Source organism: Kitasatospora sp. NPDC002522 (assembly GCF_053595195.1).
Genome location: NZ_JBSFXE010000001.1, coordinates 102,060 through 118,655, shown reverse-complemented (window position 1 = coordinate 118,655; position 16,596 = coordinate 102,060). Strand labels below are relative to the sequence as shown.

Below are 16,596 nucleotides of genomic sequence, written 5' to 3'. Positions count from 1 at the left end.
CTGACGGATGACGGAGGGGGTGCCGGGGCCTGAGCCCCGACACCCCCTCCGTCGTGCGCGCTACTACTTCTTGATGTGGAAGGACTTGAAGAAGTTCCTGCCCGGGGAGCCCAGGCCGGTGGCGGTGTCGTAGCCGTCGGTCGCCTTCAGGCCGAAGTCCGAGGCGATCTTGTAGAGGCGGACCTTCAGGACGCCGTTGACGGTGCCCAGGTCGACCACGTTGCCGAACTTGTTGTGGACGGCGGAGTCGTCGACGTCGTGGAAGGCGCCGGTGCCGGCCCGGTCGTACAGGGCCGGGTTGGCGAAGCCGAGGGCGCGGCCGCCGCGGGCCTCGAAGGCGTCGGCGAACATCGCCGCGGTCTCCGGGGCGGAGACCGAGGTGCCGCCGAAGCCGCCCTCGGAGTAGACGCCACCGGAGGTGTAGCCGACCGTGGTGGCGGCGACCAGGTCACCGCTCATCGCGATGTCGGGGGTGGCGCGCAGCGGGGTGGCGGAGTGGGTGCCGTCGGCCGCGGTCTTGCTGACCGAGTCCGGGACGACGCCCTGCTGGTACCACGGCTGGGCGAAGTCCTTGGAGACACCGCCGCCGCCGCCGAAGTAGAAGAAGCCCGGCATCGGGTTCCAGGACTTCTGGTCGGCGGAGAGCACCGAGCGCTGGTCGCCCATGGAGACCTCGTGCGCCCAGCGGCCCGACTTGTCGCCGAGCTCCAGCGCGGTGCCGCCGACCGAGGTGACCCACGGCGAGGCGGACGGCCAGTCGGCCTGCGCCTGGTTGGTGTCGGCCTGGCAGTTGACGCCGGTGGCGGCGGCGCCGGGGGAGCTGTCGCCGCAGTCGCCGGAGGAGAAGGTGAAGCCGATGCCGGTGACGGCGCCGAGCTGGAACAGCTTGTTGTCGGCGGCGACCACGGCCGGGTCGATGTCCCCGGAGGTGCCGTGCATGATCTCGCCCCACGAGTTGGAGACCACGTCGGCCAGGTGCTGGTCGACGACCTTGGCCATCGCGTCGTAGAGGTCGTCGTCGTAGCAGGAGTTGCCGCCGACGTAGACCACGTTGGCGTCGGGCGCGAGGCCGTGGGCCATCTCGACGTCGAGGGCCTCCTCGCCCGCCCAGCCGTCGGCGCCGCCGCACTCGGCCTGGTGGACCCACTTGTCCGGGGTGACGTACTCGGTGTACTGCCCGGTCTTGAACGGCTGGTCGCCGTGCAGGGACGAGAAGTGGTTGGCGTCCTGCTCCATGGTCGGCAGGCCGTACGCGTCGATGATGGCGATCCGGGCGCCCTTGCCGCTGACCTTGGCGTCGGTGACGCCGTAGGCCTTGCGCAGCTGGCTGGGGACGTACGAGCAGGGAGCGAACGGCTCGTTCTTCTCGTAGCCCTCCGGCGCGCCCTTGGCGATCTTCGAGCCGTAGCCGTCCTCGGAGCAGGTCGGCTCGGTCGGCAGGGTCGCCGGGGCCTTCTTGTCGGGGGAAGCGGCGGCCAGCTTGGCGGCGGCGCGCTGCTCGGCCTCGCGGACCGAGGTGGCGGTGGAGCTGTTCTGGTGGATGGCGTCGGCGAGGCCGGAGACGCCGAGGACCACGCCGGCCACCGAGGCGGGCAGCTGCGCGTCCTTGGCGGGCGCGCGGTGCACGCCGTCCGCGGTGCGGTAGTTGTGGATGTCGGTGCCGAAGGCCTTGGCCAGCGCGCCGGTGGAGCCGGAGACCTGGACGTAGTGGCCGGTGGTGGCGGAGACGGTCAGGCCGGCGCCGGTCACCCAGTCGGTGACCGCCTTGACCTGGGCCGGGGTGGCGCCGAAGCGCGCCTGGACCTGATCGGCCGTCAGGTACTGGCCGTAGCCGGCCGAGTTCGGGTCGGAGACCGCCTTGGCGAGTGCGGCGAGGCCGCTGGAGTCCTGGCCGGCCAGGTAGACGCGGGCGCTGGCGGGAGCGTCGGCGGCGACCGCACCGGCGTCGGCCGCCGGGGTCGCCCACTCGGGGTGGGTGCCGGGGAGCGCCTGGGGGGCGTTGTCCGAGGTCGGCGTGGCGGCGGAGGCCGGAACGGCCGCGCCGAGGGTGGTGAGGATCAGTGCGGCGGCGACGGTGGCCGGGGCGATGCTCTTGGCGAGCCGGTTGCGCGCAATGGGCACGTCGGTCCCCCCTTCTCGGTTCGTTGGAGCGTCGACGACCCCTTGTGAGGGCGCGACGGCGTGCCGCGAGCGGATGACCCCCCACCGCGGCACCGGAGTTGACTGTGCGAGAGCTGTCTATTCGGACTGATGTGCGCCGCTCAAGAGCGCGTCCGAAAGCTTTACCCGGTCATGACCTGATCGGGAGTGACGGATCGGCCGCGTCGAACGCCGACGCCCAGCCGGAGCAGCCGCCGTGTCCGCGGGCCGGTCCAGGTCGTTGCACAGGACAGGGAACGACCGGAGAGGCGGCTGAATCGAAGTGTCATACCCATCCCCGCGGCCGCTATGCGCCCATCCGGTGAGGACTTCGACGGAAGCCGGGCCAAAACCCCCCCACCGGCCTACGATTGACAAGGTGAACGATCCTCAGTCCGCCGCCGCGGCCGCCGTCACCGCCGTCCGCCCCGCCGCCGACCTGCGCGCACGGGTCCGGGCCCACCAGGCCGAGTTGATCGACCTGCGCCGTGACCTGCACCGGCACCCGGAGCTCGGCCGTCAGGAGTTCCGCACCACCCGGCTGCTGCGCGAGCGGCTGGTGGCGGCCGGCCTGGAGCCTCGGGTACTGCCGGGCGGCACCGGCCTGCTGGTGGACCTCGTCCCGCCCGGTACCACGCCCGGCACCCCGCTGCTGGCGTTCCGCGCGGACATCGACGCGCTGCCGATCGACGACGCGAAGACCGAAGCGCCGTACCGTTCCACGCTCCCCGGCCGGGCGCACGCCTGCGGCCACGACGTGCACACCGCGGTGGTGCTCGGTACCGGGCTGGTGCTCGCCCGGGCGATGGCGGACGGCGAGCTGACCCGGCCGGTGCGGCTGATCTTCCAGCCCGCCGAGGAGGTGATGCCCGGCGGCGCGCTGGACGTCATCAAGGCCGGCGGCATGGACGGCGTCGGGCGGATCTTCGCGGTGCACTGCGACCCGAAGGTGCAGGTCGGCCGGATCGCGCTGAAGACCGGCGCCATCACCTCGGCCTGCGACCGGCTGCTGCTGTCGATCGACGGCCCGGGCGGGCACACCGCGCGGCCGCACCTGACCACCGACCTGGTCACCGCGGTCGCCAAGCTGGCCGCCGAACTGCCCGCCGCGCTGTCCCGCCGGATGGACCCGCGCTGGGGCGTCTCGCTGGTCTGGGGCCGGATCGCCGGCGGCTCGGCCGCCAACGTGATCCCGCAGCACGCCGAACTGGAGGGCACCGTCCGCTGCCTGGAGCTGGCCGGCTGGCGGGAGGCCCCGGAGGTGCTGGAGGAACTGGTCGCCCACCTCGCCGAGACCTACCGCGCCAAGTGGTCGATCGACTACCACCGCGGCGTCCCGCCGGTGGTCAACGAGGTCGACTCGATCGCCCAGCTGGAGGCGGCGATGACCGCCCGGTTCGCCGAGGGCCGCGGTCCGGTGGTCGAGCCCACCGAGCAGAGCCTCGGCGGCGAGGACTTCTCCTGGTACCTGGAGCACGCCCCCGGCGCGCTGGCCCGGCTGGGCGTCCGCGGCCCGCACGAGAAGGGCGTCCGCGACCTGCACCAGGGCGACTTCGACGTGGACGAGCGCGCGATCGCGGTCGGCGTGGAGCTGTTCGCCTCGCTCGCCCTGGAGCACGGCCGGGTCTGACCAGGGGCCGGACCGGCGGCCGCGTCGCGGGGAGATCGGCGCGGCTGCTTCTCGGGGGGTGGCCGAGGGGCGTACGGTGGTGGCCCGATACCAGTCGGTAATGACTGCGGGTTGAACAGCTGGGCGCCTATGTCCGGATTTGACCGGGCGTACGACCACATTTTGATAACAACCCGAATGGCTCTGCAGGCCGTAACACAACCGTGTTCTACGCGCGTTACGGTGGCGCTCGACCACGCCAACCGGGTGTGTGAGAAGGAGAAATTCCCTTGCGCCGTTCACTGAAGCTCGCCGCGGTAGTGCTCTCGGGTTCCCTGGGCATCGCCTCGCTCGCCGCTTGCGGCGCAAAGAGCACCGACAACAACAGCAGCTCCGCCTCGGCCGGTGCCTCCGGCGGCTCCGGCCTGAAGGTCGGCATGGCCTACGACATCGGCGGCCGCGGCGACCAGTCGTTCAACGACTCCGCCGCGCGTGGTCTGGACCAGGCCAAGTCCCAGCTGGGCGCCACCGTCCTGGAGGCGGAGGCCAAGCAGGGCGAGGCCGAGGCCGACAAGGAGCAGCGCCTCAAGAGCCTGGTCACCGGTGGCTACAACCCGATCGTCGCGGTCGGCTTCGTCTACCAGGACGCGGTCAACAAGGTCGCCAAGGACAACCCGAACGTCAAGTTCGCGATCATCGACTCCGCCTCGGCCGACCAGCCCAGCAACGTCACCTCGCTCACCTTCTCCGAGGAGCAGGGCTCCTACCTGGCGGGCGTCGCCGCGGCCAACAAGTCGACCGCCAAGCACGTCGGCTTCATCGGCGGTGTGCAGTCCGAGCTGATCAAGAAGTTCGAGGCCGGCTACACCGCGGGCGCCAAGTCCGTCGACCCGAACATCAAGGTCGAGGTCACCTACCTCACCACCCCGCCGGACTTCACCGGCTTCGCCGACCCGGGCAAGGGCAAGCAGGCCGCGCAGGGCCAGCTCGACAAGGGCGCGGACGTCATCTACTCCGCCGCCGGCTCCTCCGGCACCGGCGCCATCGAGGCCGTCTCCACCGCGGGCAAGTGGGCCATCGGCGTCGACTCCGACCAGGCCAGCCAGCCGGCCCTGGCGAAGTACAAGGACCACATCCTCACCTCGATGGTGAAGAACGTCGACACCGCCGTGTTCAAGTACATCGAGTCGATCAAGAACGGCAACCCGCTGACCGGGGTCAAGAACTTCGACCTCAAGGAGGGCGGCGTCTCGCTGGCCACCACCGGCGGCCACATCGACGACATCAAGGCGAAGCTCGACGCGGCCACCCAGGCGATCACCAGCGGCGCCACCAAGGTTCCGACCGCTCCGCAGAGCTGATCCGCCACCCTTCCGCCGCCTCCTGCCGGGCGGCGGAAGGGAACTGATGACACTTCACGGGAGGGGCTCGGACGGGTGCGCGGCCGCGCATCCCCCGAGCCCTTGCCGTTCCGGGCCCCGACCGCCCGGGCCGCGCCAGAGATTCCCCTGAGCTCCCCAGCGCAACGACGCGCCCGACGACCAGCAGGAGATCGCCATCACCCCCTCCGACTCCGTCCCCACAGACGGCACCCCCAGCGCGGGGACGGCGACAGCGGCCGTCGAACTGCGCGGCATCACCAAGCGCTTCCCCGGCGTGGTGGCCAACCACGACATCGACATCACCGTGCAGCGCGGCACCGTGCACGCCCTGATGGGCGAGAACGGCGCCGGCAAGTCCACCCTGATGAAGATCCTCTACGGGATGCAGAAGCCGGACGAGGGCACCATCGCCGTCAACGGCGAGCAGGTGGAGTTCTCCACCCCCGGTGACGCCATCGACCGCGGCATCGGCATGGTGCACCAGCACTTCATGCTGGCCGACAACCTGACCGTCTGGGAGAACATCGTCCTCGGCGGCGAGAAGCTCCACGGAATAGGAGCCAAGGCCAAGGCGAAGATCCGCGAGCTCTCCGACCAGTACGGCCTCGGCGTGCGGCCGGACGCGCTGGTCGAGGACCTCGGCGTCGCCGACCGGCAGCGGGTCGAGATCCTCAAGGTGCTGTACCGCGGCGCCCGGATCCTGATCCTCGACGAGCCGACCGCGGTGCTGGTCCCGCAGGAGGTCGACGCGCTCTTCGACAACCTGCGCGACCTCAAGGCCGAGGGCGTCACCGTCATCTTCATCTCGCACAAGCTGCACGAGGTGCTCGCGGTCGCCGACGCGATCAGCGTGATCCGCCGCGGCACCACGGTCGGTGACGCCGACCCGCACACCGTGACGGCCCGTCAGCTCGCCGAGCTGATGGTCGGCGCCGAACTGCCCTCGCCGGAGAGCCGCGAGTCCACCGTCACCGAGGCCGAGATGCTCCTGGTCGAGGGCCTGCGGATCGCCAAGGCGGACGCCGAGGGCATCGAGCGCGTGGTGCTGGACGACATCTCGCTGCGCATCCGCAAGGGCGAGATCCTCGGCATCGCCGGTGTCGAGGGCAACGGCCAGGCCGAACTGGTCGAGGCCATCATGGGCATGCTGCCGCTGGACGCCGGCACCGTCTCGCTGGACGGCGTCGACCTCACCGGCAAGCTCACCCGGGTCCGCCGCGAGGCCGGCATCGGCTACATCCCGGAGGACCGGCACCGGCACGGCCTGCTGCTGGAGGCCCCGCTCTGGGAGAACCGGATCCTCGGGCACGTCACCGAGCGCCCCAACTCCAAGGGCGTGCTGCTCGACCCGGCCGGCGCCCGCGCCGACACCCTGCGGATCGTCGAGGAGTTCGACGTCCGCACCCCCGGCATCGAGGTCACCGCGGCCTCGCTCTCCGGCGGCAACCAGCAGAAGCTGATCGTCGGCCGCGAGATGAGCCACCAGCCCAAGCTGCTGATCGCCGCCCACCCGACCCGCGGCGTGGACGTCGGCGCGCAGGCGCAGATCTGGGAGCAGATCCGGGCCGCGCAGCGCGACGGCCTGGCGGTGCTGCTGATCTCCGCCGACCTGGACGAGCTGATCGGCCTGTCCGACACCATCCGGGTCATCTACCGCGGCCGCCTGGTCGCCGACGCCGACCCGGCCACCGTCACCGCCGAGGACCTCGGCACCGCGATGACCGGCGCCGCCCGCGGCCACATCGAGTCCGAGCCGGAGGCCCTCGCCGAGGCGCAGGCCGCCGCCGCCGAGGGCACCGAGGCCGAGGCCGAGGCCGGCCCGTCCACCGACACCGCCGACGACGACCAGGCGGGGGAGTAGCCAGATGACCAGTCCCAACCCCGAGGCCGCGAACGCGGCCAAGCCGTCACTGCGGCAGCGGATCGACCTGGAGCGCATCGCGCTCGGGCTCGCCGCGCCGGTGCTGGCGGTGCTGCTCTCGCTGATCATCGCCGGCGCGCTGCTGGCGGTGTCCGGCCGCGACCCGTTCGAGGCGTTCCGCATCATGTGGGACTACGGCACCGCCTCCGACGGCCAGGTCGCCACCCTGAACAAGGCCACCGTCTACTACCTGGCCGCGGCCGCCGCCGCGTTCGGGTTCCGGATGAATCTGTTCAACATCGGCGTCGAGGGCCAGTACAAGCTGGCCATGCTGTTCGCCGCGTACGTCGGCAGCCAGGTCGACCTGCCGGCCTTCCTGCAGATCCCGCTGCTGCTGGTGACCGCGATGCTGGTCGGCGGCCTGTGGGCGTCGATCGCCGGTCTGCTGAAGGTCTACCGCGGCGTCAGCGAGGTCATCTCGACCATCATGCTGAACGCCATCGCCACCGCGGTGATCGGTGTGCTGCTGGTGCCCGGCGTGTTCGCGCCGAAGACCAACGGCACCAGCAACTCGATCCAGACCGGCAAGATCTCCGAGTCCAGCCACTTCTTCTCGATCAGCACCCAGGGCGGCACGCTGTGGGGCTTCGTCGTGATCGCGGCGCTGGTCGGCGTGGCCTTCCAGTTCACCCTGAACCGCACCCGGTTCGGCTTCGACCTGCGCGCCACCGGCCGCTCGGAGTCGGCGGCCAAGGCGTCCGGCGTGAACGTCAGGCGCATGGTGATCACCTCGATGGTGGTCTCCGGTGCGCTGGCCGGCCTGATCGGCCTGCCCGAACTGATGCAGAACACCCCGTACTTCGGGCAGAACGTGCAGACCAACCTGGGCTTCATCGGCATCTCGGTGGCCCTGCTCGGCCGTAACAGCCCGATCGGCATCGTCTTCTCGGCGCTGCTGTTCGCCTTCCTGGACGCCTCCGGCGCCCAGCTGCCCACCCAGGGCGACTTCCCGTCCGAGATCATCCCGGTGATCCAGGGCACCATCGTCATCTGTGTCGTCGTGGCCTACGAGTTGGTGCGCCGCTACGGCCTCAAGCGCCAGCAGCAGAAGGTCGGCGCCGAGCTCGCCGCGCAGGCTGCCGCGGCCGCCAAGAAGGAGGTCGCGGCATGAGCACGGCCATCGCGAGCAAGCCCAAGTCGCCCAACGCGCCCGCCAAGAAGCCCAAGCTGACCTGGCCGGTGGTGCTGCTGCTGATCGCCGGTGCCCTGGTGCTGTTCTCGGCGGTCGGCATGGCCACCGGGAACCACGGTCTGACCTCCTCCGGGCAGATCAGCGCCGCGCTCTCCTCCGCGGTGCCGATCGCCATGGCCGGTCTCGGCGGTCTGTGGTCCGAGCGCGCGGGCGTGGTCAACATCGGCCTCGAAGGCATGATGGTGGCCGGCACCTTCTGCGGCGCCTGGGCCGGATTCCTGGTCAACCCGTGGGTCGGTCTGCTGGCCGGCATGGCGGGCGGCGCGCTCGGCGGTCTGCTGCACGCGCTGATCACCGTCACCTTCGGCGTCGACCACATCGTCTCCGGCGTCGGCATCAACCTGCTGATCCCCGGCATCTGCGCCTACGTCAACCGGATCTACTACAAGGACTACGTGGCCGACGGGGCCGGCGCCAACCAGTCGCCGCCCGCCGACTCGCTGCCCAACATCACCATCCCGGGCCTGTCGGGCTGGCTCAAGACGATCGAGGGCCACCACTACTTCCTGCTCTCCGACATCGCGGGCATCGTCGGCGGCGTGGTCACCAACCTGTCGGTGGTCATCGTGATCGCCGCGGTCTTCCTGATCGCCAGTTACTTCGTGCTCTGGCGCACCGTGTTCGGCCTGCGGCTGCGTTCCTGCGGCGAGAACCCGACCGCGGCCGAGTCGCTGGGCGTCAACGTCTACAAGTACAAGTACCTCGCGGTGATCGCCTCCGGCGCCTTCGCGGGCCTCGGCGGCGCGTACCTCTCGCTGGTCGCCGCGCACTTCTACCGGGACGGCCAGACCCAGGGCCGCGGCTTCATCGGCCTGGCCGCGATGATCTTCGGCAACTGGATGCCGGGCGGCCTGGCCGCCGGCGCGGGCCTGTTCGGCTTCACCGACAGCCTCCAGCTGCGCGACGCCGACTCGGTGCACGTGCTGCTGCTGATCGTCGCCATCGCGATGGCGCTGCTGGCCCTGTGGCAGTCCTACCGCCGCCAGTTCACCGCCGGCGTGATCAGCATCCTGGTGGCCGGCGCGGTCGCCACCTGGTACGCCCTCACCGACGCGGTGCAGCGTCCGCTGATCGTCGCCACCCCGTACGTGATCACCCTGGTGGTGCTCGCGCTCGCCTCGCAGCGGCTGCGGCCGCCCAAGGCGGACGGTCAGATCTACCGCAAGGGCCAGGCCAAGTGACGGCCCCCGCCCCGGACTGGGAGGCGCTGCGGGAGGCCGCCCGCGCGGCGATGCGGCACGCGTACGCCCCCTACAGCAAGTTCCCGGTCGGGGCGGCCGCCCTGGTCGAGGACGGCCGTACGGTGGTCGGCTGCAACGTGGAGAACGCCTCCTACGGACTCGCGCTGTGCGCCGAGTGCGGGCTGGTCTCCGCGCTGCACGCCTCCGGCGGCGGCCGGCTGACCGCCTTCACCTGCGTGGACGGCAGCGGCCGGCTCCTGATGCCGTGCGGCCGCTGCCGCCAGCTGCTCTACGAGCACGGCGGACCCGACCTGCTGGTCGACCTGCCCTCCGGGGTACGGCCGATGAGCGAGGTGCTGCCGGACGCATTCGGCCCCGAGTGCCTGTAGTTATTTGCACTGTTACGCGCGTAGAGTGTCGCGGGAGGACATCCCGCGGCACTCTTCGCATTTCACACCTTTCTGGAGCACCTGTATGGACGCCATCTCCGTCATCCGGACCAAGCGCGACCGCGGCGAGCTGACCGACCCCCAGATCGACTGGGTGATCGACGCGTACACCCGCGGTGAGGTCGCCGACGAGCAGATGTCCGCCCTCGCCATGGCGATCCTGCTCAACGGCATGACGGGCCGTGAGATCAGCCGCTGGACCGAGGCGATGATCCGCTCCGGCGAGCGGATGGACTTCTCCTCGCTGGGCGTCCCGACCGCCGACAAGCACTCCACCGGTGGCGTCGGCGACAAGATCACCCTCCCGCTCGCCCCGCTGGTCGCCGCCTGCGGCGCCGCCGTCCCGCAGCTCTCCGGCCGCGGCCTCGGCCACACCGGCGGCACCCTCGACAAGCTGGAGTCCATCCCCGGCTGGCGGGCCCTGCTCTCCAACGAGGAGATGCTCTCCGTCCTCGGCTCCACCGGCGCGGTGATCTGCGCCGCCGGCGACGGCCTGGCCCCCGCCGACAAGAAGCTCTACGCCCTGCGTGACGTCACCGGCACCGTCGAGGCGATCCCGCTGATCGCCTCCTCGATCATGTCCAAGAAGATCGCCGAGGGCACCGGCGCGCTCGTCCTGGACGTCAAGGTCGGCTCCGGCGCGTTCATGAAGAACCTCGACGACGCCCGCGAACTCGCCCGCACCATGGTCGGGTTGGGCCGCTCGGCCGGGGTCGCGACGGTCGCCCTGCTGACCGACATGTCCACCCCGCTCGGCCTCACCGCGGGCAATGCTCTGGAGGTCCGCGAGTCGATCGAGGTGCTGGCCGGCGGCGGCCCCGCCGACGTCGTCGAGCTCACCCTGGCGCTCGCCCGCGAGATGCTCGCCGCCGCCGGGGTGCACGGCAAGGACCCGGCGGACGCGCTGCGCGACGGCTCCGCGATGGACCACTGGCGCCGCATGATCGCCGCCCAGGGCGGCGACGTCGACGCCCCCCTCCCGGTCGCCCGTGAGCAGCACGTCGTCACCGCCTCCGCCACCGGCGTGCTCACCGCCCTCGACGCCTACGGCGTCGGCGTCTGCGCCTGGCGTCTCGGCGCCGGCCGCGCCCGCAAGGAGGACCCGGTCCAGGCCGGCGCCGGCGTCGAGATCCACGCCAAGCCCGGCGACACCGTCACCGCCGGCCAGCCCCTCCTCACCCTCCACACCGACACCCCCGAGCGCTTCCCCTACGCCCTGGAGTCCCTGGAAGGCGCCATCGAGATCGCCCCCACCGGCACCGCCTTCACCCCGGCCCCGATCATCCTCGACCGCATCGCCTGACGCCCCGTCGGCGTCCTGCGCACGGACGCTCCGTCAGGAGTACGTGAGCAGGACGCCGGTGCTCAGGCCCGCACGGTGGTGGCGACCCGGCGGGTGGCCATGGCCTGTCGGGTGGCGTAGAGGGTGACGCCGGTTGCGCAGGCCATGGCGGTGAGGCCCACGGCGGCGGTGCCGGGCCAGGCGGTGGCGTGGTAGGCGTCGGCGCCGAGGGTGCCGCCGAGGCTGTTGCCGAGGTAGTAGGCGATCAGGTACAGCGCGGAGGCCTGGGCGCGGCCGGTGGTGGCGGTGCGGCCGACCGCGGAGGACGCGGTGGCGTGGCCCGCGAAGAAGCCCGCGGTGATCAGGACCAGGCCGAGGACGGTGCACAGCAGCGTCCCGGCGAGGGAGAGCAGCAGGCCCGCGGCGGTGACGGTGATCGCGGTGTACAGGGTGCCGCGGCGGCCGAGCCGGGCGGTGAGGCGTCCGGCCGAGGCCGAGGACGCGGTGCCGACCAGGTAGACCACGAAGATCGAGGCGGCCACCGACTCCGGCAGGTGGAACGGCGCGCCGGTCAGCCGGTAGCCGATGGTGTTGTAGACGGCGCCGAAGACCGCCATGAACAGCATCCCGAGCGCGTACAGCCGCAGCAGCAGCGGGTTGCGCAGGTGCCCGGCGACGGTCGCGGCGAGCGCCCGCGGGTCGACCGCGGCGCGGCGGAAGTGCCGGGCCCGGGGGATCAGCGCACGGAAGGCGAGCGCGGCCAGCAGCGCCAGCGCGGCGGAGACCGCGAGGCCCCAGCGCCAGCCCCACGCGGCGGCGGCCCAGCCGGAGACCAGCCGTCCGCCCATCCCGCCGATCGAGTTGCCCGCCACGTACAGCCCCATCGCGGAGGCGAGCGCCGCCGGGTGGACCTCCTCGGCGAGGTAGGCCATCGCGGTGGCGGGCAGTCCGGCCAGCGCGGCGCCCTGGACGGCGCGCAGCACCACCAGGGTGGTGAGGTCGGGGGCGAACGGCAGGGCGACGGCGAGCAGCGCGGCGGCCAGGGTGGAGGCGGTCATCACCGCGGTGCGCCCGTACCGGTCGGAGAGCGCGCTGGCGGGGAGCAGCGCGAGCGCCAGGCCGAGGGTGGCGGCGGAGGCGGTCCAGCTGGCCTGACCCGGCGTCAGGGCGAGGTCGGCGGAGAGGATCGGCAGCAGGCCCTGGGTGGAGTACAGCAGGACGAAGGTGGCCACGCCCGCGGCGAACAGCGCGAGGTTGGCGCGGCGGAAGTCCCGGGTGCCGGGGCGCAGACGCAGGTCGGTGGGGGTTTCGGCGGCGGGCGCGGACGGCGCCTCGATACTGGCGGGCTGCATGCGGTCGACGTTAGGACCGCGCCGGTTGATGCGTCCAATGCATGAATACGCGAAGATCCATGCCATGACGTATGAGAGCAGCTCCGCCCCGGTCCGCCTCGCCGAACTCGGTCCGGACGCCGATGTGACGTGCCTCGCACCGCAGTTGGCGGAGTTCGCGGCGGTCGCCCGGCTGGAGCACGTCACCCAGGCCGCGCAACTGCTCGGCATGCCGCAGCCCACCCTCTCCCGGGCGGTGGCCCGTCTGGAGGCCGAGCTCGGAGTCGACCTGCTGGCCCGGCACGGCCGCGCCGTCCGCCTCACCCGGGCCGGACGGCTGCTGCTGGACGCCGTCGAACGCGCCCTGCTGGAGGTCGAGCGCGGCGCGGAGGCGGCCCGCGCGGAGGCCGACCCGGCGGCCGGCCGGGTCGCGTTCGGCTTCCTGCACACCATGGGCACCGACGCGGTGCCGGCCCTGCTGCGGGGCTTCCGGGCCGGGCACCCGCGGGTGCGGTTCCAGCTGGTGCAGGACTACGTCGCCGCGATGCTGGAGCGGATGCGGGCCGGCGAACTAGACCTCTGCCTGGTCTCCCCGCTGCCGGACGACCCCGACCTGACGGCCCGTCCGCTGGACGAGCAGCGGCTCTTCCTCACCGTCCCCGCCGACCACCGCCTCGCCGGACGGCGGCGGATCCGGCTGGCCGAGGTCGCCGCGGAGCCGTGGGTGACCGTCGAGGAGGGCTACGGGCTGCGCCACATCATGGACGGCTTCTGCGCGGAGGCCGGCTTCACCCCGCGGATCGCCTTCGAGGGCGAGGAGGTCGAGACCCTGCGCGGACTGGTCGCGGCGGGACTCGGGGTCGCCCTCCTGCCGCCCGCGCTGGTGCCCCGCCCGGGCGTCGTCGAACTGGAGGTCACCGCCCCGCGCACCCGCCGCGCGATCGGCCTGGCCTGGCACACCACCCGGCCCCTCACCCCGCCGGCCGCCGCCTTCCGCGACTTCGTGCTCTCGCGGAGAGGGAGCATCCTGACCCACGACTGACCTCCGGTCGGGGTGGGGGGTGAGGGAGAGCGGGCGGCGGGGCGTGATGGGGTCGGCGGCGGGGTTGACCTCCGGTCGGGGCGGGGGGTGGGGGAGAGCGGGCGGCGGGGTTGACCTCCGGTCGGGGCGGGGGTGAGGTTCGGCCGGGCCGCGCCCGCGGGGGGCGTCTCGGGATGTTCACTCTTGGTTCTGCCGCTGCTCTGGCGTGGCGTTCTAGGAAATCTACGCGCGTAGGGGCTATGCTCTCGCAATGGAGAAGCAGATCCCTGCCACTGCGGGCACCACGGCCCCGCGCATTCCCACTCCCGAGCAGATCGCCCGTGCCCCGAAGGTGCTCCTGCACGACCACCTGGACGGCGGGCTGCGGCCCGAGACGATCGTCGAGCTGGCCGCGGACTGCGGCTACGAAGGCCTGCCGACCACGGACCCCAAGGAGCTCGGGGTGTGGTTCCGGGAGGCGGCCGACTCCGGTTCGCTGGTGCGGTACCTGGAGACCTTCGCCCACACCTGCGCGGTGATGCAGACCCGCGACGCGCTGATCCGGGTGGCGGCCGACTGCGCCGAGGACCTGGCGGCGGACGGCGTGGTGTACGCCGAGGTGCGCTATGCCCCGGAGCAGCACCTGGAGGGCGGGCTGACCCTCGACGAGGTGGTCGAGGCGGTCAACGAGGGCTTCCGGCTGGGCGAGGCGAACGCCAAGGCGCGCGGGCACCGGATCCGGGTCGGCACGCTGCTGACCGCGATGCGGCACGCGGCCCGCTCGCAGGAGATCGCCGAACTGGCGAACCGCTACCGGGACCACGGCGTGGTCGGCTTCGACATCGCGGGCGCCGAGGCGGGCTACCCGCCCACCCGGCACCAGGCGGCCTTCGACTACCTGAAGGGCGAGAACAACCACTTCACCATCCACGCCGGCGAGGCCTTCGGGCTGCCGTCGATCTGGGAGGCGCTGCAGTGCTGCGGCGCGGACCGGCTCGGCCACGGCGTGCGGATCGTCGACGACATCGCGTTCGACGAGGACGGCCGGGTGCAGCTGGGCCGGCTGGCCGCGTACGTGCGCGACAAGCGGATCCCGCTGGAGATGTGCCCGACCTCCAACCTGCAGACCGGGGCGGCCGACTCGTACGGCGAGCACCCGATCGGGCTGCTGAGCCGGCTGAAGTTCCGGGTCACCGTCAACACCGACAACCGGCTGATGAGCGGCACCAGCATGAGCCAGGAGTTCGGGCACCTGGTGGAGGCCTTCGGCTACACGCTGGGCGACATGGAGTGGTTCACCGTCAATGCGATGAAGTCGGCGTTCCTGCCCTTCGACGAGCGGCTGGCGATGATCAACGACGTGATCAAGCCCGGGTACGCCGAGCTGAAGGCCGAGTGGCTGTTCAGCCCGCGGGACTGACGCGCCGTCGGATCGTCGGATGAGCGCCATGGATCTCAACGTCCATGGCGCTCATCCGACTTATCCCTCCGAAGAGTGAGTGGCCTTTGATCCGCACGCGACATGGTCACTACGGTGGGCCGGTCACTGCTGACTCGGTGTGACGACCGGGCCCGTCCCCCGTGGGGCTCGCCGCCGTCGCGCCGCCCGACCAGGACTCGAGGACGCACACATGAAGCAGGCCACTCTCAAGGCAGCCGGTACGGCCGCTCTCGGCGTCGCGATCGCCGCCGTCGCCGCGGGTTCCGCCTCCGCCGCGCCGGCGCCCGGCGGCCTCGGGCTGCCGACCAGCGCGCTCACCAACCCGGGGCTCACCAACGCCGCGACCGGCGCCGTGAGCAAGCTGCCGGGCGGTGACTCGGTGAGCCAGGTGACCGGCACCCTCAACCCGACCGCGGGCAAGCCGGCCCAGGCCCCGGCCGCCGCCCCCGCGCCGGAGCAGGCGCCCGGCGCCGTCGAGCAGACCGGCCCGGGCGGTGCCGAGCAGGCCGCCCCCGCGCCCGAGCAGGCGCCCGCCGCCGCCCCGATGCCGATGGACGCCGCCGCGCCGATGCAGGCCGCTCCCGCCGCGCACGCCAACCGGATCGGCGGCCTGGACTCCGTCCCCGGCGGCCAGGGCCTGGCCAAGACCCCGGTCGGCGGCGTGGTCGGCACGCTCAGCAGCCTCTCCCCGACCGGCGGCGGCGCGCCGGGCCTGCCGGGCCTGGGCGGCTGACGCCCGCCCGACCCGCGCCGAGGGGCCGTCCCGTGGGGGGACGGCCCCTCGGCCGTGTCACGGGTGCGGTCACGGCTCCTGCGGGAGGAGCAGCCACAGCGCCAGGTAGATCAGGAACTGCGGGCCGGGCAGCAGGCAGGAGACCAGGAACAGCACCCGGACCGTCCACGGGGTGAGCCCGAAGCGCTTGGCGAGGCCGGCGCAGACGCCGCCGATGACGCGGTTGTGGCGAGGACGGGCGAGGGTGCTCATGGTCTCCTCCGAGGAGTTCTCCCGGTGCGGTCCCTCCGACCGGGCTGACTCCCATCCTTCCGCCGTGACCAGCGCTTTTCGTCCGCCCCGATGCCGATCCCACCCCCGAAGTCCGCACCTCCCGGAGGACTCCGTTTCTCGGGGTCGCCTCAGGGCCCCACCCCGAGTGGGCCCACCCGGCCCCGGCGAGAACGGGGGCGAACCGGCGTCCGTACGGATCCGTTCCCCATGCAGGGTCTCCGCGTACCCCGTGGCGTTCTGCAGCGCGACGCCGATCCGCATCCGAGGCCAGGGACGGGACCGTTGACAAGAACGGCCGGCACCACATGCGGGTCCTGCGGTTCCCGTCGGCGGACTCCACCACCGAGCGGGGTATCGGCTCGCACACCGACTACGGGCTGCTGGTCATCGCCGCGCAGGACGAGGAGCCGTGGGCGTTCGTCGAACCGGTGGCGGATGTCTTCACGGTCCTTTCCGGGCGACATCACGCGGTTCATCACCGGCGGCACGCTGCTCTCGACACCGCACAGGGTCACCCTGGCCGCCCGGGAGCGGTGGTGCTACCCGGACCGGGCGGTGACCTCCGGGATCGTGGCCGAGGGCGGGCTCGAGGTGCTGGAGCGCCTGCGGAAGGAGCATGTCGAGTCGTGATTCCCGGTGGTC

General features: G+C 72.2%; 14 protein-coding genes. 11 read left to right on the top strand and 3 right to left on the bottom strand.

Features of this window, described 5'->3' with window-relative positions:
• Window positions 1–63: 63 nt before the first annotated feature.
• Window positions 64–2,121 (bottom strand): S53 family peptidase, encoded by a 2,058-nt coding sequence (locus ACWD4U_RS00530; RefSeq protein WP_363457284.1) that lies wholly within the window; start codon window positions 2,119–2,121, stop codon window positions 64–66.
• A 388-nt stretch (window positions 2,122–2,509) separates the two neighbouring features.
• On the opposite strand from ACWD4U_RS00530, the gene ACWD4U_RS00525 reads away from it, so the two are divergent.
• The 7 genes from ACWD4U_RS00525 to ACWD4U_RS00495 all read left to right on the top strand — a co-directional run bounded on the left by ACWD4U_RS00525 (window position 2,510) and on the right by ACWD4U_RS00495 (window position 11,176).
• On the top strand, window positions 2,510–3,769 hold the full coding sequence (locus tag ACWD4U_RS00525) for an amidohydrolase (RefSeq protein WP_449787066.1): 1,260 nt from the start codon (window positions 2,510–2,512) through the stop codon (window positions 3,767–3,769).
• Between the two features lie 269 nt (window positions 3,770–4,038).
• The gene (locus ACWD4U_RS00520) at window positions 4,039–5,109 is read left to right on the top strand and encodes a BMP family lipoprotein (RefSeq protein ID WP_363457287.1); all 1,071 of its coding nucleotides are present in this window, start codon (window positions 4,039–4,041) and stop codon (window positions 5,107–5,109) included.
• Window positions 5,110–5,404: 295 nt separating this feature from the next.
• The gene (locus ACWD4U_RS00515; RefSeq protein ID WP_363457290.1) at window positions 5,405–6,991 is read left to right on the top strand and encodes an ABC transporter ATP-binding protein; all 1,587 of its coding nucleotides are present in this window, start codon (window positions 5,405–5,407) and stop codon (window positions 6,989–6,991) included.
• A gap of 4 nt (window positions 6,992–6,995) precedes the next feature.
• Window positions 6,996–8,162, top strand: coding sequence for an ABC transporter permease (locus ACWD4U_RS00510; RefSeq protein ID WP_363457293.1), 1,167 nt, complete (start codon window positions 6,996–6,998; stop codon window positions 8,160–8,162).
• On the top strand, window positions 8,159–9,424 hold the full coding sequence (locus ACWD4U_RS00505; RefSeq protein ID WP_363457296.1) for an ABC transporter permease: 1,266 nt from the start codon (window positions 8,159–8,161) through the stop codon (window positions 9,422–9,424). Before ACWD4U_RS00510 ends, ACWD4U_RS00505 begins: the two co-directional genes overlap by 4 nt.
• Window positions 9,421–9,813 (top strand): cytidine deaminase, encoded by a 393-nt coding sequence (locus ACWD4U_RS00500; RefSeq protein WP_363457299.1) that lies wholly within the window; start codon window positions 9,421–9,423, stop codon window positions 9,811–9,813. The genes ACWD4U_RS00505 and ACWD4U_RS00500 overlap by 4 nt, the downstream gene beginning before the upstream one ends.
• A gap of 85 nt (window positions 9,814–9,898) precedes the next feature.
• Entirely contained in the window at window positions 9,899–11,176 is a 1,278-nt protein-coding gene (locus ACWD4U_RS00495) for a thymidine phosphorylase (protein ID WP_363457302.1), read from the top strand.
• Between the two features lie 62 nt (window positions 11,177–11,238).
• Here the strand turns inward: ACWD4U_RS00495 and ACWD4U_RS00490 are convergent, their stop codons facing one another.
• Window positions 11,239–12,507, bottom strand: a complete 1,269-nt coding sequence (locus tag ACWD4U_RS00490; RefSeq protein ID WP_363457305.1) for an MFS transporter — start codon at window positions 12,505–12,507, stop codon at window positions 11,239–11,241.
• Window positions 12,508–12,571: 64 nt separating this feature from the next.
• On the opposite strand from ACWD4U_RS00490, the gene ACWD4U_RS00485 reads away from it, so the two are divergent.
• The 3 genes from ACWD4U_RS00485 (at window position 12,572) to ACWD4U_RS00475 (ending at window position 15,681) form a co-directional block, all read left to right on the top strand.
• Window positions 12,572–13,528 carry a LysR family transcriptional regulator gene (locus ACWD4U_RS00485; RefSeq protein ID WP_363457307.1) on the top strand — a complete coding sequence of 319 codons (957 nt, stop codon included), beginning with the start codon at window positions 12,572–12,574 and terminating at the stop codon, window positions 13,526–13,528.
• Between the two features lie 250 nt (window positions 13,529–13,778).
• Window positions 13,779–14,927, top strand: a complete 1,149-nt coding sequence (locus ACWD4U_RS00480) for an adenosine deaminase (RefSeq protein WP_363457310.1) — start codon at window positions 13,779–13,781, stop codon at window positions 14,925–14,927.
• Window positions 14,928–15,138: 211 nt separating this feature from the next.
• On the top strand, window positions 15,139–15,681 hold the full coding sequence (locus tag ACWD4U_RS00475) for a hypothetical protein (RefSeq protein ID WP_363457312.1): 543 nt from the start codon (window positions 15,139–15,141) through the stop codon (window positions 15,679–15,681).
• Window positions 15,682–15,750: 69 nt separating this feature from the next.
• Here ACWD4U_RS00475 and ACWD4U_RS00470 read toward each other — a convergent pair whose 3' ends face one another.
• Complete coding sequence (locus ACWD4U_RS00470) at window positions 15,751–15,933, bottom strand: PspC domain-containing protein (RefSeq protein WP_363457314.1); 183 nt, start codon at window positions 15,931–15,933, stop codon at window positions 15,751–15,753.
• Window positions 15,934–16,389: 456 nt separating this feature from the next.
• Here ACWD4U_RS00470 and ACWD4U_RS00465 point away from each other — a divergent pair, with 456 nt between their 5' ends.
• On the top strand, window positions 16,390–16,584 hold the full coding sequence (locus tag ACWD4U_RS00465) for a hypothetical protein (protein ID WP_363457317.1): 195 nt from the start codon (window positions 16,390–16,392) through the stop codon (window positions 16,582–16,584).
• Window positions 16,585–16,596 lie beyond the last annotated feature (12 nt).